Source organism: Pseudoalteromonas sp. D15MCD-2 (genome assembly GCF_038562745.1).
Taxonomy (GTDB): Bacteria; Pseudomonadota; Gammaproteobacteria; order Enterobacterales; family Alteromonadaceae; genus Pseudoalteromonas.
Window position 1 is genome coordinate 171,957 of sequence record NZ_JBCFQE010000001.1, and the last position, 18,216, is coordinate 190,172.

General features: G+C 41.3%; 16 protein-coding genes. 3 read left to right on the plus strand and 13 right to left on the minus strand.

Annotation, left to right across the window (positions count from 1 at the left end; translation table 11 throughout):
- Window positions 1-41 precede the first annotated feature (41 nt).
- From hemB to AADY36_RS00720, 11 genes are all read right to left on the minus strand, one after another.
- Window positions 42-1,052 (minus strand): porphobilinogen synthase, encoded by a 1,011-nt coding sequence (gene hemB / locus AADY36_RS00670; RefSeq protein WP_062566302.1) that lies wholly within the window; start codon window positions 1,050-1,052, stop codon window positions 42-44.
- A gap of 13 nt (window positions 1,053-1,065) precedes the next feature.
- Window positions 1,066-2,922: a sensor domain-containing diguanylate cyclase gene (locus AADY36_RS00675; RefSeq protein WP_342408380.1), complete on the minus strand. Its 1,857-nt coding sequence runs from the start codon at window positions 2,920-2,922 to the stop codon at window positions 1,066-1,068.
- A gap of 1 nt (window position 2,923) precedes the next feature.
- Window positions 2,924-3,706, minus strand: coding sequence for a TatD family hydrolase (locus AADY36_RS00680; protein WP_342408381.1), 783 nt, complete (start codon window positions 3,704-3,706; stop codon window positions 2,924-2,926).
- Window positions 3,706-4,245 carry a hypothetical protein gene (locus AADY36_RS00685; RefSeq protein WP_054562926.1) on the minus strand — a complete coding sequence of 180 codons (540 nt, stop codon included), beginning with the start codon at window positions 4,243-4,245 and terminating at the stop codon, window positions 3,706-3,708. The genes AADY36_RS00680 and AADY36_RS00685 overlap by 1 nt, the downstream gene beginning before the upstream one ends.
- Window positions 4,246-4,986, minus strand: coding sequence for a twin-arginine translocase subunit TatC (gene tatC / locus AADY36_RS00690; protein ID WP_055198578.1), 741 nt, complete (start codon window positions 4,984-4,986; stop codon window positions 4,246-4,248).
- A gap of 50 nt (window positions 4,987-5,036) precedes the next feature.
- The gene (gene tatB, locus AADY36_RS00695) at window positions 5,037-5,369 is read right to left on the minus strand and encodes a Sec-independent protein translocase protein TatB (protein ID WP_054562925.1); all 333 of its coding nucleotides are present in this window, start codon (window positions 5,367-5,369) and stop codon (window positions 5,037-5,039) included.
- Between the two features lie 5 nt (window positions 5,370-5,374).
- On the minus strand, window positions 5,375-5,614 hold the full coding sequence (gene tatA, locus AADY36_RS00700) for a Sec-independent protein translocase subunit TatA (protein ID WP_054562924.1): 240 nt from the start codon (window positions 5,612-5,614) through the stop codon (window positions 5,375-5,377).
- Between the two features lie 76 nt (window positions 5,615-5,690).
- Window positions 5,691-7,292, minus strand: coding sequence for a ubiquinone biosynthesis regulatory protein kinase UbiB (ubiB, locus tag AADY36_RS00705; protein ID WP_342408382.1), 1,602 nt, complete (start codon window positions 7,290-7,292; stop codon window positions 5,691-5,693).
- Between the two features lie 17 nt (window positions 7,293-7,309).
- Window positions 7,310-7,915 (minus strand): ubiquinone biosynthesis accessory factor UbiJ, encoded by a 606-nt coding sequence (locus AADY36_RS00710; protein WP_342408383.1) that lies wholly within the window; start codon window positions 7,913-7,915, stop codon window positions 7,310-7,312.
- A 28-nt stretch (window positions 7,916-7,943) separates the two neighbouring features.
- A complete protein-coding gene (gene ubiE, locus AADY36_RS00715; protein ID WP_055020565.1) occupies window positions 7,944-8,699 on the minus strand; it encodes a bifunctional demethylmenaquinone methyltransferase/2-methoxy-6-polyprenyl-1,4-benzoquinol methylase UbiE in 756 nt (251 codons plus the stop codon).
- Window positions 8,700-8,820: 121 nt separating this feature from the next.
- Complete coding sequence (locus AADY36_RS00720) at window positions 8,821-9,807, minus strand: GGDEF domain-containing protein (RefSeq protein ID WP_055020636.1); 987 nt, start codon at window positions 9,805-9,807, stop codon at window positions 8,821-8,823.
- Window positions 9,808-10,166: 359 nt separating this feature from the next.
- Between AADY36_RS00720 and AADY36_RS00725 the strand changes: the two genes are divergently transcribed.
- Complete coding sequence (locus tag AADY36_RS00725; RefSeq protein ID WP_054562920.1) at window positions 10,167-11,945, plus strand: DUF885 domain-containing protein; 1,779 nt, start codon at window positions 10,167-10,169, stop codon at window positions 11,943-11,945.
- Between the two features lie 112 nt (window positions 11,946-12,057).
- On the plus strand, window positions 12,058-13,542 hold the full coding sequence (locus tag AADY36_RS00730) for an FMN-binding glutamate synthase family protein (protein WP_055020563.1): 1,485 nt from the start codon (window positions 12,058-12,060) through the stop codon (window positions 13,540-13,542).
- 51 nt (window positions 13,543-13,593) lie between these two features.
- Here the strand turns inward: AADY36_RS00730 and mtnK are convergent, their stop codons facing one another.
- Window positions 13,594-14,811: an S-methyl-5-thioribose kinase gene (gene mtnK / locus AADY36_RS00735; protein ID WP_055020562.1), complete on the minus strand. Its 1,218-nt coding sequence runs from the start codon at window positions 14,809-14,811 to the stop codon at window positions 13,594-13,596.
- A 145-nt stretch (window positions 14,812-14,956) separates the two neighbouring features.
- Here mtnK and mtnA point away from each other — a divergent pair, with 145 nt between their 5' ends.
- Window positions 14,957-15,985 (plus strand): S-methyl-5-thioribose-1-phosphate isomerase, encoded by a 1,029-nt coding sequence (gene mtnA, locus AADY36_RS00740; RefSeq protein ID WP_342408384.1) that lies wholly within the window; start codon window positions 14,957-14,959, stop codon window positions 15,983-15,985.
- Between the two features lies 1 nt (window position 15,986).
- Here the strand turns inward: mtnA and AADY36_RS00745 are convergent, their stop codons facing one another.
- The gene (locus tag AADY36_RS00745) at window positions 15,987-18,149 is read right to left on the minus strand and encodes a winged helix-turn-helix domain-containing protein (RefSeq protein ID WP_342408385.1); all 2,163 of its coding nucleotides are present in this window, start codon (window positions 18,147-18,149) and stop codon (window positions 15,987-15,989) included.
- Window positions 18,150-18,216: the final 67 nt, after the last annotated feature.

Genomic DNA, 18,216 nt, shown 5'->3' on the forward strand with positions numbered 1-18,216 from the left:
AAATAGGAATAATTACCAATTTTTAGAACATTTACTTTAGATTAGTTATTTTTTAACCAAATAGCTGCTTGTTTTGCAAAATAAGTCAGGATGCCATCGGCGCCAGCACGTTTAAATGCTAGTAATGATTCCATGATTATTGCTTCTTCTGCAAGCCAGCCGTTATCAATGGCTGCTTTATGCATGGCATATTCACCACTTACTTGGTAAGCAAAAGTGGGTACACCAAACTCATCTTTTACGCGGCGTACTACATCTAAATAAGGCATACCTGGTTTTACCATCACCATGTCTGCACCTTCTTGCAGATCGAGGGCTACTTCACGAATTGCTTCATCAGAGTTCGCAGGGTCCATTTGATAGGTCTTTTTGTCGGCACCTTTTAAGTTGCCTGCAGAACCTACCGCATCACGGAATGGGCCATAATAGCTAGAGGCGTATTTAGCAGAGTAAGCCATGATACGAGTGTGGATATGGCCTTCGGCTTCGAGTGCTTCACGAATTGCACCAATACGTCCATCCATCATGTCTGATGGTGCAACTACATCCGCACCCGCTTCGGCATGCGATAGCGCTTGTTTAACTAAAATTTCAGTTGTTACATCGTTAATCACATAACCGTCTTCATCGATAATGCCGTCTTGACCATGAACGGTGAATGGGTCAAGTGCAACATCTGTGATCACACCTAATGTAGGAAAAGCTTCTTTAAGTGCGCGAACAGTGCGTTGTGCTAATGCATCTGGGTTATAGGCTTCTTCAGCAAGTAGAGATTTTTTATCGCTCGGTGTTACCGGGAAAATAGCCACTGCAGGAACACCTAATTCAACAAGCTCTTTTGCTTCTTCAAGTAGTAAATCGATAGAAAGACGTTCAATGCCAGGCATAGACTCAATAGCTTCGCGGCGGTTTTTACCTTCTAACACAAATACAGGAAAAATAAGGTCATTAACTGTTAGTTGGTTTTCAGCCATTAGGCGACGAGAGAAGTCATCACGACGCATGCGGCGCATACGTGTATAAGGGAAAAGGTCGAGTCCTGATTGGGCCATGCTTTGTATACTCCTAGTCTGGTAGAGGATAACTCACTACGCGATTTCGACCTGTTTGCTTGGCATGATATAAGGCTTTGTCGGCATAGTCAGTGAATAAACTTGGGTTATTAATGTCTTCAGCAATTGCGCTGTAAACACCTGCACTCAAAGTAAATTTAATCGTTGTTCCGGCAACTATTATATCAGTATTTTGGGCTGCTTTGCGTATTTGTTCGGCAATTTCTAATGCACCTATCAGTGGCGTATTAGGCAACAGCACGACAAATTCTTCGCCGCCGTAGCGCGCCACTTCATCGAGAGGTCGTTTCAGGTGCTGTTTAATGACATCGGCAGCTGATTGAATGGTTTGATCACCGGTTAAATGACCGTAGGTGTCATTAATTACTTTGAAATGGTCAATATCTAACATGATGATGGCTAAAGGTGTTTGTTCACGTCGCGAGCGGCGAATATCCATTAGTAGCTTTTTATCGAAGTAACGGCGGTTCTTGGTTTTTGTCAGCGAGTCTTCCATATTGAGTTGTTCAAGCTCTCGGTTTTTCTCTTCAAGCTCGCGTAATGTCACTTGTAACTCAAAGGTACGCTCCTCGATATTCGCTTCAAGGTCTTGGCGAGCTTGTTCTTGCAGTTCAAGGCGCTCGCGCATTAAAGTATCTTTAGCTTTGCTCTCAGCTAAGGCATTTTGTTGTGCTGCAACTTCAGCATCGCGCTGCATCAAAAACAGTTTTATAACTGCATAGCTTAAACTTAAGCTACAAACCAAAAAGCAAATAAAGGTAAGTGACAGCACTCCGATATTTAAATTAAACGGGTTAAATACCCCAAGTGCGCTGTAAATAATGGCGCAGAAGAAAGCGAATAGGGCGATTAGAAAAGCGCTACAAGGCTGTTTATACTCACGGTTAAACTGCTTTAGAGCAATACTTGCAAAGATGATAAGCACCACAGGTAAACTTAATAAGCAAAGTGTAATAGCAATATGAATAGGTAAGAACCACATTGTTACAGTAATAAGTACAACCGCCCACGCTAGCCAATACTGAAAGCGATTTAAGCGAGATTTGGTAAAGCCGAATATATAGCCTTGCAAGGGCACAAATAACGCACCACAGATAAAAAATAGAGTCGGAATAGTTAACTGTTGAAACGATGAACCGCTCGGTTGTAAGTAACGATAACCATAGCCATAAAGGTAGGCTAGCGACAACCAAAGTAAGGTAAGTAATAACCCTGTGTAGGCGAAATAGCGGCGTCTAGAGAAGCCATAAAGCACTAAATTAGTGAGTGCGAGAGATAAAATAAAACCGACTAATAAGCCGTATAATAAATTGAACTTACTTTTATGTTTTAGATATTCAGAGGGGCTCCAAAGGCTTAGGGGCACTCTTAAACCACCATTGTTTTTAACTTTGAGGAAGATTTCGGAATGGCTGGCTTTTGGAATAGTTAATGAGGCTAGCAGCGATTCATTTTTAATTTGCCGACTAGCTAAAGGAACGGCGTCACCAATTTTGGTGTTAAATAACACATGTCCACCTTGCAGATGAAAGACGCTTACTTCATCGAGTAAAGGGTTATCTATCGATAATATCAGGGGGACATCATTTAACGATGTGTTTTTTATCGATAGCTTGAGCCACAGAGGCTTTAAAGTCATGCCTAGATTTAAGGTTTCACCTCGGTTTTTCAGCCATTTTACATTAGCATTGCTAAACGCTTGTTGTTGAGTAATAGGATCAAGGGTGTACTCAACATTTAGCGTATGTTGAGACTTAAATTGTGAGCTAACAATAAGTGGGTTAGCCAATAAATAAGGAGTAAATAAAAAAACGAAGAGTACGCCACAAAGTGACCATAGGCGCTTCATCTTAACCCTTTATGGAAAATAATTGTTGAAAGTTTAGTGTAGTTTGTTTTGCCACTTCAGTAAATTCACAGCCTTTTAAATCAGCAATTTGCTGACACACATAAGGAAGGTTCTGAGGTTCATTGCGACGAGACTTCGGTCTTGGTCTAATATTTCTTGGCATTAAAAAAGGCGCATCAGTCTCGATTAACAAGCGATCTAAAGGGATTGATGGCACTAAGGTTTGTAGTTGCTCACCACGGCGTTCATCGCAGACCCAGCCCGTAACACCGATATAAAGCCCCATTGCTAGGTAACTTTGTAGCGCTTTTTCATCCCCCGTAAAACAGTGCAATACGCCTCGTACTTTGAAGTCACTTAAAATTGCGAGCATATCTTCACTAGCATCTCGCTCATGCAAGTACACAGGCATATTCAGCTGCTCAGCTAGCTGCAGTTGGCGTCTAAAAACGCTGCGCTGAACGTCCCGAGGAGAAAAGTCACGATTGTAATCGAGGCCACATTCACCAATAGCAACTACTTCCTGGTTTTGGCTAAGAGTTGTTAAGTGTTCTTCAAGGTGTTCGTCGGCGGTTTTTGCATCATGAGGGTGAACCCCCGCAGTGCAAAATTGCTTAAATTGTTTGGCGAGGTTAAGAGAGGCTTGGCTACTTTGCAGATCGCAGCCGATAAGAAGCAGCTGCGTTACATTTGCCTCAGCGGCACGTTGTAACACAGCTTCATGAATATCATCAAATTGATGATTGCTTAAGTTGACGCCAGCATCAACCAGCGAAATGCTCATTAGTTAGTGCGCTTTACACGAATCGAACGGTTTTGGCCTTCAACTTTTAAAAGGAAAGAATTGAAAACGCCACGTTCAATAACCACAACATCTTGTTTTTTTAGACGTAAGCTATCAGAGCCAACTTGACGCCATTGTTGACCATTATCAAGTTCGATGATGAGTTCACCGTAAGGGGCTTTTTTCACGCTTTTTACACTAGCGCTAATTTGGTCATCGTTTACTTTAGCAACTTCTTTATGCTCTAAACCAAAGTCTTCATTTTTTGTTCTTACGATTTGTTCATTTGTTGCTCCTGCTGCGGCAACAGGTGCTGGGGAAGCAGCTGCAGCTGAGCTTGCAACAGGTTGTTCAATTTGTTTCTTTGTCGCAGGCTTTGATAGTGATTTACCTGCCATCACGTTGTCGTAACAAAGTAAGCGGTTAAAATCATTTTCAACAAAAGTACAGGCTTGCAATGCTTGTAAGTTAACTTCGTTTGCTTGTGCAGTGCCAGTAATCGTTAACAGTGCAACGAATGGAATGAGTTGTTTTTTCATTTATTCCTCTGATTCCTGTTGAGGTTTGGCGGTATAAAATGCAGCCAAAATTAAACCTAATTCAAATAATAACAGCATGGGTAATGCTAGTAATGTTTGTGACAGTACATCAGGAGGTGTTAGGAACATAGCAATTACAAATACACCTACCACGATATAAGGCCGTTTTTCTTTTAAACTTTTCGTTGTTGTTGCGCCACTCCAGCATAACAGCATGATGGCAACAGGTATTTCAAAGGCAATACCAAAAGCAAAAAATAGTTTTAAAGCAAAACTTAAGTAGCTACTAATATCAGGCGCTAATGTCATCATATCAGGGCCAGTGTTAGTGAAAAACCCTAAAATAATAGGTAACACCACAAAGTAGCAAAAAGCGATACCACTATAAAATAGCAAGATGCTAGAGGCCAAAATTGGCATTAGCATACGCTTTTCATGTTGATACAAGCCAGGTGCTATAAAGCTCCAAACTTGGTGCAGTATCATAGGAATAGCAGCAAATAACGCCACAAATAAGGTGAGTTTAAACGGTGCAAAAAAAGGTGCCGTTACATCCGTTGCGATCATGGTGGCAGTGCTAGGCAAGTTTGCAATAAGTGGTGCTGCAACAAAGCTATATATATCGTTGGCAAAGTACACCAAGGCGATAAATATTAGCAAAATGCTTAACAAAGCTTTCATGAGTCGATTTCGTAACTCAATTAAGTGGCCAACAAAGCCTGTGTGAGCTTGCTCGGTCATAGTTTACTATTCATCATCATTGTTATTGACCACAAAAGCAGAGATTAAATTCACTTTTTTTCGTCATTATTGTTACTTTCTGCTTTTTCAGGCGTGTCTTTTTTGTAACTGTGGGTGACTGACTGAGCAGCCTTTTGAAGTTCGTTTACAGAGTCTTGCAGATCTGGAGATAGTTCTTGCAAGTTTTGTTGCTCTGCTTTTTTTAAGTTTTCGTGAAGCTCATGGATACGGAGTTCTTCGTTCACTTCTGCTTTCACTGAGTTGGCGACTGACTTTAAGGTTTTTACCCAGCGGCTAACCGTGCGAATTGCCACAGGCAAGCGCTCTGGGCCTAATACAATTAGACCCACGATCAGTACGACAACAAGTTCCCACATCCCCATGTTGATTAAGCCTTATGGTCGTCTTTGCTTTTCTCTACGGTTTCTTTGTTTTGCGTGTTAGAAGCTTGTTCTATTTGCTCGCTTTTAGCGCTAGCTTGGTCATCATCAGATACGGCTTTTTTAAAGCCTTTTACTGCGCTACCTAAATCACCGCCGATGCCACGAAGTTTTTTTGTGCCAAATAACAATACGATGATTGCCAAAATAATGATTAATTGCCAAATACTGATACCACCAAAACCCATGGGTTACTCCGTTTTTTCAAATTTATCGAATAGACTTGTCTCGATTATACTCACCAAAACATAAATAGCACTTAGTTTATGCGCTACGCCATGCTGCAATAAAGCCTGCTACAGCAAAGCCTGCGGTAATTGCAGTGGCAACTAAGTCATGCTGCAAATAACATAAGCCTGAAACAATCAAGCAGCTGCCAGCAAAGATGCTGAGTAACAAAGGTTTAGCAGATTGCGTCGCTGGCAATTGTACAGGTTGTTGTTGACGCTTTAAGTTTTGATAAATTAAATCAGGTAATTCAGGCATTTTTTCTGCCCAAAATGGCAAGTTCGCATACATTTTTTTCATTACTGCAAGCGGACCAACTTGTTCTTTGACCCAATCTTCTAGAAAAGGTTTAGCGGTTTTCCATAAATCAAGCTGCGGATACAGTTGTCTGCCAAGGCCTTCAACATACAACAGCGTCTTTTGCAGTAACACTAATTGCGGTTGAACTTGCATATTAAAGCGACGAGCCGTATTAAACAGGTTGACTAACACATGGCCAAACGAGATTTCGGCCAGTGGTTTATTGAAAATTGGCTCACACACAGTACGAATGGCAAACTCAAACTCTTCAATGCTGGTATCGGCGGGTACCCAGCCAGAATCAACGTGTAGTTGTGCTACTTGGCGGTAATCACGGTTAAAAAAGGCAATAAAGTTTTCTGCTAAATAGCGCTTATCTTCACGATTAAGGGTGCCTACAATACCGCAATCAATACCGATATATTTTGGGTTATGAGGGTTTTCGCGAGAAACGAAAATATTACCTGGGTGCATATCAGCGTGGAAGAAACTATCACGGAATACTTGTGTGAAAAACACTTCGACACCACGCTCAGCTAGTAGCTGCATATTGGTATTTTGTGCCAGCAATGCTTCGGTATCAGATACTGGAATACCGTAAATGCGCTCCATTACTAATACGTTACTACGGCTGTAGTCACTGTAAACAAAAGGAATGTAGAGTGAATCAGAGTCTTCAAAGTTACGGCGTAGCTGAATCGCATTCGCCCCTTCACGCATTAAGTCGAGCTCATCGAGCAAGGTTTTTTTGTACTCGTTTACTACTTCAATAGGGCGTAAACGTTTCGCTTCTTTTAATAGCTTAGCAACTAAGCGCGCGACTTTTTGCATTAGCATTAAGTCGGCATCAATTTGCTCTTTAATGTTAGGGCGAATGACCTTAATCACTACATCTTGTGGTGCGCCATGCTCATCAATTAAGGTTGCTGTGTGAACTTGTGCAATCGAGGCTGATGCTAAAGGTGTTTGCGAAAAATCACTAAACAATTCACTAATATCATTAATACCCAGCGCTTTTTCGATAAGCTGCTGGGCAAGTTCACCTTCAAAAGGTTCAACCTGATCTTGTAGTAGTGCAAGCTCTAATGCGACATCATGAGGGAGTAAATCACGGCGTGTTGAAAGCATTTGGCCAAACTTGATCCATACAGGGCCAAGCTCTTGCAGAGCAAGTCGTAAGCGCATACCTGCAGGTTTATCTTTATGTTGGTTACGTAACCAAAATAAGCTGCCACGGGCGAGTTTGGCAAACCAAGGCACTCGTTTACGTGGAATTAATTCGTCTAAGCCATAGCTCAGTAGGGTTTTAGTGATGTAATAAAGACGAGCAGACGACACACAAGTTCCTTAGCGCATTAGCGAGACTGTAACAGCGCGTTAATTCGCATCTCTAATTGAGATACTTGGCTTTTTAATTGGCGGTTTTGCTGTTTAAATTCAGCAAGCTCAAGCGGGTGTATAGTCACTGCTAACTCATCTTGGCAAAGCGTTGTTAAGGTGTTTTCTAACTTACTTTTTGTTTGTGAACCACGACGCTTTAAAGCTTGAATAGAGAGCCACAACTGTTGGGCTGGGGCATCGCCAATGTAACGCGAAAAATGCTCAGGCCAGTCAATATCAAGCTCAGCAAAGGCATTGCTAAAGCCTTGTGCAAGATTTAAGTCGCCTTGTAAGTCGAGCTTATCTTGGCGAATGAGTTGCGTGAGCATTGATGGATCTTTAAGCGCCAACAAGGTGTCGATATCGGCGCTGATCATGCAATCAAAACTACGCTCTTGCGTACTGTATAAGTGAATTTGCTCGTTGCTGTAAACACACAAAATTGACTGTTGCCAATCACGTATCTCAATCAACAGCTGTTTATCAGCAGTTGCTGCAAGCTTACCCTTTAACTGAGTGTCTAACTGCAGCAGTTGATTAATGATTCGTTCGACTAGTGATAACAGAGCGTTTGCTAACATCGCGTTACCTACTTAATTTACAGAATTTCTAGTATTTAAAACCACGGTGAAGGGCAACAATACCGCCAGTAAGGTTTTGATAACTGGTTTGTTCAAAACCTGCATCTTCCATCATGCCTTTTAATGTTTCTTGATCTGGATGCATACGGATTGATTCAGCAAGATATTGATAAGACTCGCCATCATTCGCAACCAGCTCACCCATCTTAGGTAAGATATTAAATGAGTAGAAATCGTAGGCTTTGCTTAATATTTCTTGTTCTGGTTTTGAGAACTCAAGCACGAGTAAACGGCCACCAGGCTTAAGAATACGATACATTGAACGCAGAGCTTTATCTTTATCGGTCACGTTACGAAGACCAAAGGCAATCGTAATTAAGTCGAAGCTGTTATCAGGAAATGGTAATGCTTCTGCATTCATTTGAACATATTCGATATTGCCAACACGACCAAGGTTACGAAGTTTCTCACGGCCAACTTTCAGCATTGAAGAGTTAATATCGCCTAAGATAACCTGACCGGTTTCACCCACTAACTGACTAAATTTAGCGGTTAAATCACCTGTACCGCCGGCAAGATCTAATACATAGTGACCTTTGCGAACACCTGAACTTGCAATAGTTTGGCGTTTCCATAAACGATGAATACCGAACGACATAAGATCATTCATTACGTCATACTTTGCAGCGACTGAGTGGAATACATCTGCAACCATTGATGCTTTGTCGTTTTCAGCAACGGTTTTATAGCCAAAATGCGTGGTCTTTTCTTGATTCTCGTTCATGATTAATCTCTATCGTGGCAATAAAGACTAGTGTACTTGATTGTAGCTGTGGGGTGCAATTTGATTATAACTAAATCATCAGATTAGCATGGCTTTTCATGACTTAGCGCAGTTTTGAACTTTATTGGCCGGCAATAAAACTACTTTGTCCAAGTGACTTGGCTTTAGCGGCTGCTAAAGAGGCTTTACGGGCTAAACTGTTAAAGTCACCATCGCCTTCATGTTTAGCGATACCTAGGGCCAGGGTGATAGCAGGAAGTTTGGTGCCATTTTTTGAGCTGACAAAGCGCAGCTTTTCTACGCCATTTCGTACTTTTTCGGCAATTAAGTTCGCCGTTTCAGGCTCTATATCAGCAAGTAAGATGGTAAATTCATCTTTACTTGTGCGCCCAGGTAAACCGCTTTCTTGTACGTACTTTTGCACTTGCTTGGCGACTTTACTCAAAATGACTTCACCAATGACATCGCCATAGTTTTCAATAAAATGGTTTAAGTTCTCAATGTGAATAGAGATAGCACAAACCGCTTTATTTTGGCCGACCCAGAGTTGGGTTTGTTGATTCAAGTAATGGCGTTTGTATAAGCCAGTTTGTTGGTCGGTAATGTGTTGTTTGCGTAATTGAGTGAGTTGTTTTTGGGTTTTTTCTTGCAGTGATTTGGCTTTTGCTATTTCTTGCTTAAATTGACGGTGCTGGTTGAGCAGCACTTCTGATTGCTTACTGAGCATTTTTAATGCGTGACGCGTTTGCTCAATATTGTTTTCATCGATTGAATGCACACAGTCACTAACTTGATCAGCAAAGCGCACAATATTTTGTTCGTTATTGCTAGCATTACGTGAAAGAGTATTAATTACAGAGTCAACGTTGCGAACAATGGCAGTTTTCATTTTATGGCCTTGCTCAATAAAATCGAAATAAAGCTGTTCTACATAGACACAATCGATGGTTTTTCTTTGTGCGATGGCACGGTCAATAGCGGCGTTAAGTTTTGGATTAGACTGGCTGACGTAGGTGTAAACAACTTGGTAGTTAAGTGGTGACGGCGGTAATGCATGATGTTCTAAAAAGATACATACCTTTGTCATTTTTTCTTGAGCAATAGCCATGGGATCATGGAACATCATTTTTCAATACCACTAAATACGCATATCAACCAATTAATCATCTCTTCCGTAAAGTTTATTTGCTTCCAAGCATAAATACTGAGTCTACAGTAATCTGTAATCAGTCTATTTAAAAGCAAAATCGCTAATTTTGGAACTTAAATTTGTTTCGTTTGTGTCTATTAGCTGATTTTCTCAACAACTTTAACAAGTGTAATTAAAAATTGCTTAAACCTTGCTCATTCTTATTTACACAACGCTGTTAATTTGAGCGTATTTAACCTGAGCTTGGTCGCATTTGCTTGGGTTTTAGCCAGTGCTGCGCTACTTTAGCGATACTGATTAAAACTAAAAAGAATGCTATGAAACAAACACTGTCGCGAACTTTAAACCGTTCTGTTATTGCGGTTGCTTTAGCTTGTACTTTAAGCGCTTGCCAAGTAACAAATATTGATGCTGATCAGCAATTTACTCAAGTAGCCGAAAATATTGTTAATTACCGCCAAAGCATCAGCCCATATGGTAAAGAAAATGGCGTTGATGGTTATTTATTAGAAAATCTATCGGCTGAATTTTTAGAACAAAAATACAAGAAGAATACTGAGTTACTTGCCGAGCTAGACGCTATCGACCGTGATAAGTTATCGGAAGAAAACCGCATTAACCTGACTATTTTGCGTGGCCAAGTGCAAAATAGTGTCGATGAATATGTGTTTAATGCGCACTATATGCCGCTGACATCTGAGTATGGCTTCCATTCTAGCCTATCATTTATGATATCAAGCTCAGATTACACAAAACCACAAGATTACCAGCTATATCTTGCTAAATTACAGCAAATTCCCCGCTATTTTTCGCAAAATATCGGCTGGATGCGTAAAGGTCTTGAAGTGGGTTTAACCCAACCAAAGGCTGTTTTAGAAGGCTATCAAGACTCAATCACGGCTTATATTGTTGATGATGCGACACAGTCTGAATTTTACAAACCATTTTTAAATAACACGGCAGGTTTAAGTGATAGCGAGTTTGCAGCGCTACAAAAGCAAGCGCAAACCATTATCAAAGAACAAGTTATTCCGGCATATCAAGGTTACTTAACTTTCTTTAACAATGAGTATCAACCGGGTGCACGTACAGATATTGGTATTTCAAGTACACCGAATGGCAAAGCGTTTTACGAAAATCGCGCTAAGTACTACACCACCACAGATATGACGCCAAAAGAAATCCATGAGCTGGGTTTACAAGAAGTTGCGCGTATTCGTGCAGAAATGGAAAAAATTATTGAGAAAGTAGGCTTTGAAGGCTCGTTTGCTGATTTTGTGCACTTTTTACGTACTGATCCGCAATTTTACGCAAAAACACCAAAAGATTTACTAAAAGAAGCGTCTTACATCGCCAAGAAAATGGATGCGCAGTTACCTAAGTTATTCCACACCTTGCCAAGAATGCCGTACGGTGTTGCGCCAGTGCCAGAGAGTATTGCCCCTAAATATACAACCGGCCGTTACTCAGGTTCTCGCCGTGATGACCAAGCAGGTTATTACTGGGTTAATACTTATGCGCTAGATAAGCGCCCGTTGTATGTTCTTGAAGCATTAACTTTACACGAAGCTGTACCAGGGCATCATTTACAAATCTCGCTAAATGCAGAACTTGAGTCATTACCAAGTTATCGCCGTAATGCATATTTGTCGGCATTTGGTGAAGGTTGGGGCTTATATTCGGAGTTTTTAGGTATCGAGGCGGGCTTTTATCAAGACCCATACAGTGATTTTGGTCGTTTAACCTATGAAATGTGGCGTGCAGCACGTTTAGTAGTTGATACAGGTATGCATATGTATGGCTGGAGCCGCGAACGCGCAATGAAGTTTATGAGCGAAAACACCGCGCTTTCATTACACAACGTGAAGACCGAAACTGACCGTTATATTTCATGGCCTGCACAAGCGTTGTCATACAAAATTGGTGAGCTAACAATTAAACGTTTACGCCACGAAGCTGAGCAAGCACTTGGTCAAGATTTCGATATTCGCGAATTCCACCATCAAATATTACGTCATGGCTCAGTGCCAATGTCAGTGCTTGAAGAGCAAATTCAACTTTATATTAAAGCTGAATTAGCCAAACGAGCAGCATAGCGGCATAAAAGAAACGAAAAGGCGTGACTTACATCACGCCTTTTTTGTTTATTGCACGTAATATAAACACCTTATATGCTTTGAAGGATGTCATTTCACAAAGGGGCCTTGGATGAGTGATTTTATAATTTTTAGTATCGATGTTTTTGCCAGCTTGTTTATTTTTGCACTCGGCATAGGTTTGCTTGTGATTGTGTGCTTTTACATTAGTGATGTGACGCAATCTAAGCAGGCGATTCGCCGTAATTACCCGGTGATCGGCCGCTTTCGTTATTTTTTTGAACGCCAAGGTGAATTCTTCAGACAATACTTTTTTGCCATGGATAGGGAAGAGCTACCATTTAATCGTGCTGAGCGAAGCTGGGTTTATCGTGCTGCGAAAAATGTTGACCGTACTACGGCCTTTGGTTCAACCCAGAGCCTTGAAGCAACAGGTACTGTGATGTTTATGAACTGTGCGTTTCCGACTTTAGATGAAGACGCACTCGACCCGAGCGAAGTCACGTTAGGACCTTACTGCCAAGCTCCTTATACAACAAACTCGTTATTTAATATTTCAGGTATGAGCTTTGGTGCCTTATCTAAACCCGCTGTTCGCGCACTATCGCGAGGTGCAAAGTTAGCAGGTTGTTGGATGAATACCGGTGAAGGAGGGCTCAGCCCTTACCACCTTGAAGGTGGCGCTGATATTGTGTTTCAGATTGGCACGGCAAAATATGGTGTACGAGATGAGCACGGTAAATTAAGCACCGAAAAACTCAAAGCGATTGCTGAGCACGAACAAGTTAAAATGTTCGAAATTAAAATGAGTCAAGGCGCTAAACCCGGTAAAGGGGGGATGTTACCAGGGCGCAAAGTGACTGCTGAAATTGCAAAAATTCGGGGTATTCCTGAAGGGCATGACTCGATTAGTCCAAATGGTCATCCAGAGATTAAATGCCCAGCAGATTTACTCGATATGATTGAAACGGTACGCAGTACCACAGGTAAACCAACTGGTTTTAAAGCGGTGATTGGTGAATACACTTGGCTCGAAACCTTGTTCAGCGAAATTAATAATCGTGGTATTGAATCTGCCCCTGACTTTATCACTATTGATAGTGCCGACGGTGGCACGGGCGCTGCCCCTCAACCCTTGATGGATTCAGTTGGTTTACCGCTACGAGAGAGCCTGCCTTTGGTTGTTGATCTGCTAAAAAAACATGGTCTCAGAGAGCGAGTGAAAGTGATTGCATCGGGTAAGCTAATCGTACCGTCAAAAGTGGCTTGGGCACTCGCTCTGGGCGCTGATTTTATTGTGTCGGCGCGTGGTCATATGTTTTCGCTTGGTTGTATTCAGGCTCTACAATGTAATAAAGATACCTGCCCGACCGGTATTACGACTCATAATGAACGCTTACAGCGAGGCCTTGATGTGACCGATAAGGCACAACGAGTCGCCAATTATAATAAGTTTATTCATTATGGTGCAGGGCTGATTGCTCACTCATGTGGTGTATCAAGTGCTCGCGAGTTAGCTCGCCAGCATGTGCGAGTAGTACAAGAAAATGGTTTATCAGAGCCGCTCGATAAAATGTATGAGCACTACAATAAATAATCTAGTTGAATAATTAAAAGGCGCATTGAGCGCCTTTTTACTTTTTGACTATCAGTTTAATAAACTGATTAATAAAGAAAAGAACTCGTCTTTATTGTTACAGCTTGTGGCATTGAGCATCAGTTGCTCGCCAAGTACGAGCGTTTGCTGTTGTACTGCTAAACGAGCTTGTGCATCTTCAATACCGTCTATATCTGCAACATGGGCTAAACCAATAGTACGGCGAATAAGTTCAGCGCCACAGTAGCCAATCGCATCACGCAATACGTGTTGTAAGTAATCTTCGCTAAAGGCGCGGTTTGCAAAGCTAATATCAGTTGCTTCGCTGCTTGCTAGGTTTAACCAATTTTGCTCAAATTGGCTATAACAGTCTTGTAAGCAGGTTAATAAATGGGTTTGATACTGGCGGCGTTTTGCTTGCTCTGTAATACGGGCGTTTTGGGCACAGTAATTTAGTAGCAAGTTACCCATAAATGAGCCGATATCAAAGCCAACAGGGCCAAAAAAGCCGAACTCTGGGTCGATCATTTTAGTGGTTTTGCTATCAACAAAAATGCTGCCACTATGCATATCGCCATGCAATAAAGTTTGCGGGCATGATAAGAACTTAGCTTTTAATTTCGCTGCGGCCAGTTTTAAAGCATCATTATTTCGAATACTTTCGACGTGCTCATTAAGCTCTGTTGGGAAATTATTGCGCTCATGCTCAATGTACGGATCAGTAAAGAATAAGTCTTCTGTGATCTTACATAAATCAGGATTAATAAATTGACTGACTTTGGCTTTTTTATCTTCAGCAGATAAGTAAAAGTCTGAGTTATAAAAGCCTGTTCGGCTTAAGTAGAGCGCAACATGACTGGCCAATAATGGAAATTGCTCTGCGTTGATTTGTGCGCCACGTAAAATTTGTAACTCACCTAAATCTTCTAACACGGTTAATGCCAGCTCTACATTGTGATGCAATATCGCCACGGTATGCTCTGGGCATAACTTACCATGATTAATCAATACTTCGGCTTCGATTCTGGCGCGGTCTAACGATAATGGCCATGACTCACCTACGCAGCGGGCATAAGGGAGTGCTTGCTTTAGAATTACACTGTTGTTGTGCTGATCAGCAACCCGAAAAACTAAGTTTAAGTTTCCGTCTCCAAACTCGTATGCAGTCAGTGCTGCATCAGCAGGGAAGACTGAAATTAGTTCATTTTTAACAAGTTCTTTAATGTAATCAACAGCATGCTCTGCATTAAAGGCAGTGTATTTAGCCATGGCTCTATCTCGTAATACAATTAACTTTGAGCATTCTATACCTGTAAGCGTTTAGATGTCCATACATCTAGCTTGTTAGTTATCAAAACTGATGTAAAATAACTATTCACTTAAATTAGTTATTCATTAGTTATTCGGATTCAGTATGCAAGATCTCATCGCCAGCAGTATTAAATATCAGCAAGGTACGCTAACCGTGCTTGATCAGTATTTATTGCCACATCAACAGCATTGGCATGTATGTAACGATGTTGAAACGATGAAAGATTTGATTCTGACTTTGAAAATCCGGGGCGCACCTTTAATCGGCTTAGGTGCGAGCTTATTGGTTTCACACCTAGCTGAGCAAGGCATGAGTCAATCAGCACTTGCGGTTGCTATAGATGAGCTTGAAGCGACACGCCCAACAGCGGTAAACCTTATGCACTGCATGGCCAAGTTACGCGTAGCGCTAACAGAGACTGATTATGTTGCAGCTGTTGTCTCTACTGCTGAGCAGTTATTTAAAGAAGATATTGCCCTTTGCGATAGCATGGCAGAACGTGGTGCGGCTTTGGTAAATAAGGGAGATAACATTTTAACGCACTGTAATACTGGTGCGTTAGCGACTGCAGGTGTCGGCACTGCATTAGGGGTTATTTATAAAGCTCAGCAACGCCATGGTGATATTCATGTTTGGGTTGATGAAACACGACCGCTACTGCAAGGCGGTCGTTTAACGGCTTTTGAGCTTGAGCGCTGGCAAATTCCTTATACCTTGATTTGCGATAACATGGCGGCGAGTTTAATGGCTGCGGGCAAAGTAGATAAAATCTTTGTAGGTGCAGACCGTATTGCTGCAAATGGTGATTTTGCCAATAAGGTAGGCACATATAACCTTGCTGTGTTAGCGCATTTCCATAACATTCCATTTTATGTCGTTGCGCCACTTACTACACTTGATACACAAACGTTGTGTGGTGCAGATATCGAAATTGAGCAACGCAGCCCTAATGAAGTGCGCGGTGTTAGTGGTAGTTTTGGTGAAGCAATGTGGTCACCGACTAACGCAAAGGTTTATAACCCGGCATTTGATGTGACACCGGCGAGCCTAGTCACAGGCTGGGTGCTCGATAGCGGAGTTTATAACCAGTACGATATCGAGCAAGGTATTCTAAAACAGTTAAAGTCGTAAATTACTCTGCGCTTTTTTTAGTGTAGAGCTCAATGCTATTTTGATTGTTGGCAGTTAAGAAGGTCACTGCCAGCTTGTCGTTTTTAGCATTAAGGCGCGATATATAGTGAGAAGGCTTCATTTGAAGTACTGACTCAACGCCCTGCATTGTGGCTAAATTAATGCTGAAAACTTCAGTATCAGTGGCGATATACAAACTATGTAGGTTACTTGCCATCGACACAATAGAAGGCTTTAACTCAGTTAGTTTGTCTGGTGTAGTCAGCTCACTATAGGTGTTGTTATCGCTGTCTAAAAGCAGGTATTTATCGTATTTAGAATGCACAATCAGCTGTGTATCGTCATACCATGCAATAGCTAGGGGTGTATCTATAGTGCTTTTAATCACTTCATCGCTGTTGGTGTGAAGAATCATTATTTGATTTAGCTGATTGCTAAGATCGGTATATAGCACGGCAATCTTGTTACCCCTTATAGCTGCCAGCTTGGTACTACCAGGAAGTGTCCAGTGCTTAATTTCTGAGAAATCAGCAGCATTTAATAATGTTAATTGCTGATTGGTTTTATTAAAGCTAACAAGTCGGCTACTGTCACTATTTGCTGCAATTACTGAACTATCTTCACCAATTTTGCCAGTGATATTGATGTATTGGTTTGCTTTTCTGAGCCAGTGTTGTCGTTCTGAAAACTCAAAGTCAGAGAAGTAAACATCATTATTGGCTAATGCGACTAAGTCGTCTTCATGCTTATTCGCTGTGGCGATGTAACTCATTGTTTTTGAATTAAGGTCAAAGACTGCGGCATCTTTATCGTGAAGGTCAGTACTGATCAACACACTTTCTTTGCTTAAAGGGTAAGCATAATTTGCTCGTTTTACTGGCGCTGTTATAGCGGGTTGTCGACTCATACTATCAAAAGAGAACGATTCAATAGTTGAGGTGCCGCGGCTATACCAAATTAGTGAGTTGGTCTGCTCATCATATGTTGCTACCCATGCACGGTAATCGTTGGTAGTTAAAAGCTTTAGCGAGCTGCCATCTAAATTCGCCATGTATATCTCTACTTGGCCAACATTATGGCGCTCAAAGATGATGCGGCTCGGGTTTTTTATAGTTGTTAAAATAAAGTCCCCAGTGCCAGTGATATTGGGTGTGCTAATGCGAATTTCTTCACCGGTTTTTAAATCTTGTGCATATAAAGCATATAAATGAGTTAAGCCACGGTAATTATTACGCCTTGAAATTGCGACATCACCAACTTCAATGTACTGACTTGGCTGAGAATTAAGTAAAGATTGGTTGATACGTGGCTTTATTAACGCTTCACTTGATAACAGGTTGCTTGCTTGCCAAGTGATGCAATCGCTGTAGTCTTTGTTTTCACAAGAGCCGTAAAATAATCGCTCTCCATCCTCAGACCAACCCTGTAAAAAGATATTGCCAGAGGCAATCACGTATTCTTTTTTAGTGGTTAGGTCGACGACAAAAAGACTTTGACCATCATTTTCTAGAATATAAGCAAGCTTAGTTTTGTCATGGCTTAGCATCAAACGATAGTGAGAGCCTTTATGCCATGAAATGGTTTCAGCTTGTAGGTCTAAAAATGGCGCGTCGTTTTGTACTTCATCATTTGCTTTAGGCTGTTGTGAAAATAACCAAATAGCAGTAATCAATAAACCAAGCACTAACGCTGCAAAAGGCCATGGCCAGCGTGAAGAATGCGCTTTTTGTTCATTAATGGCCGTAGGTTTAACTTGAGTATCAGCGTCTTTATCTACTGTTATTACATTTTCTGTTTTTAGCGGCTCTGTACTCACAGTGTGATCAAGAGGCTTAACTTCAATAAATAGGCTATAACCTTTGCGATAATGGGTTTTAATGGTTTGCCCGGGCTGTTTTTCTGATTTAAGAGTTTTTCTTAGTTCAGAGATGGCACGGTTAATGGCATTGTCATCAACAAAGCTTTGTTGCCAAATATTTTCTACCAGCTCTTGGCGAGTGATAATGCGATCATTATGCTCAATAAAGAAACACAGTAATTTAAATAATAAAGGTTCTAGTTCACGCTTATGAGTGCCATCGCTGATGGTTTGCTGCTGAGTGTTAAGTTGCCACTCACCCACATAAATAACGGTATCGCGTAAGGGTGAAAATGCCGACCCCATGTTTAGTCCTTTAGCAAATAATTAGTACTTATTAATGGGGAGGATAATAGCAGCTTTTGTTCTTAAT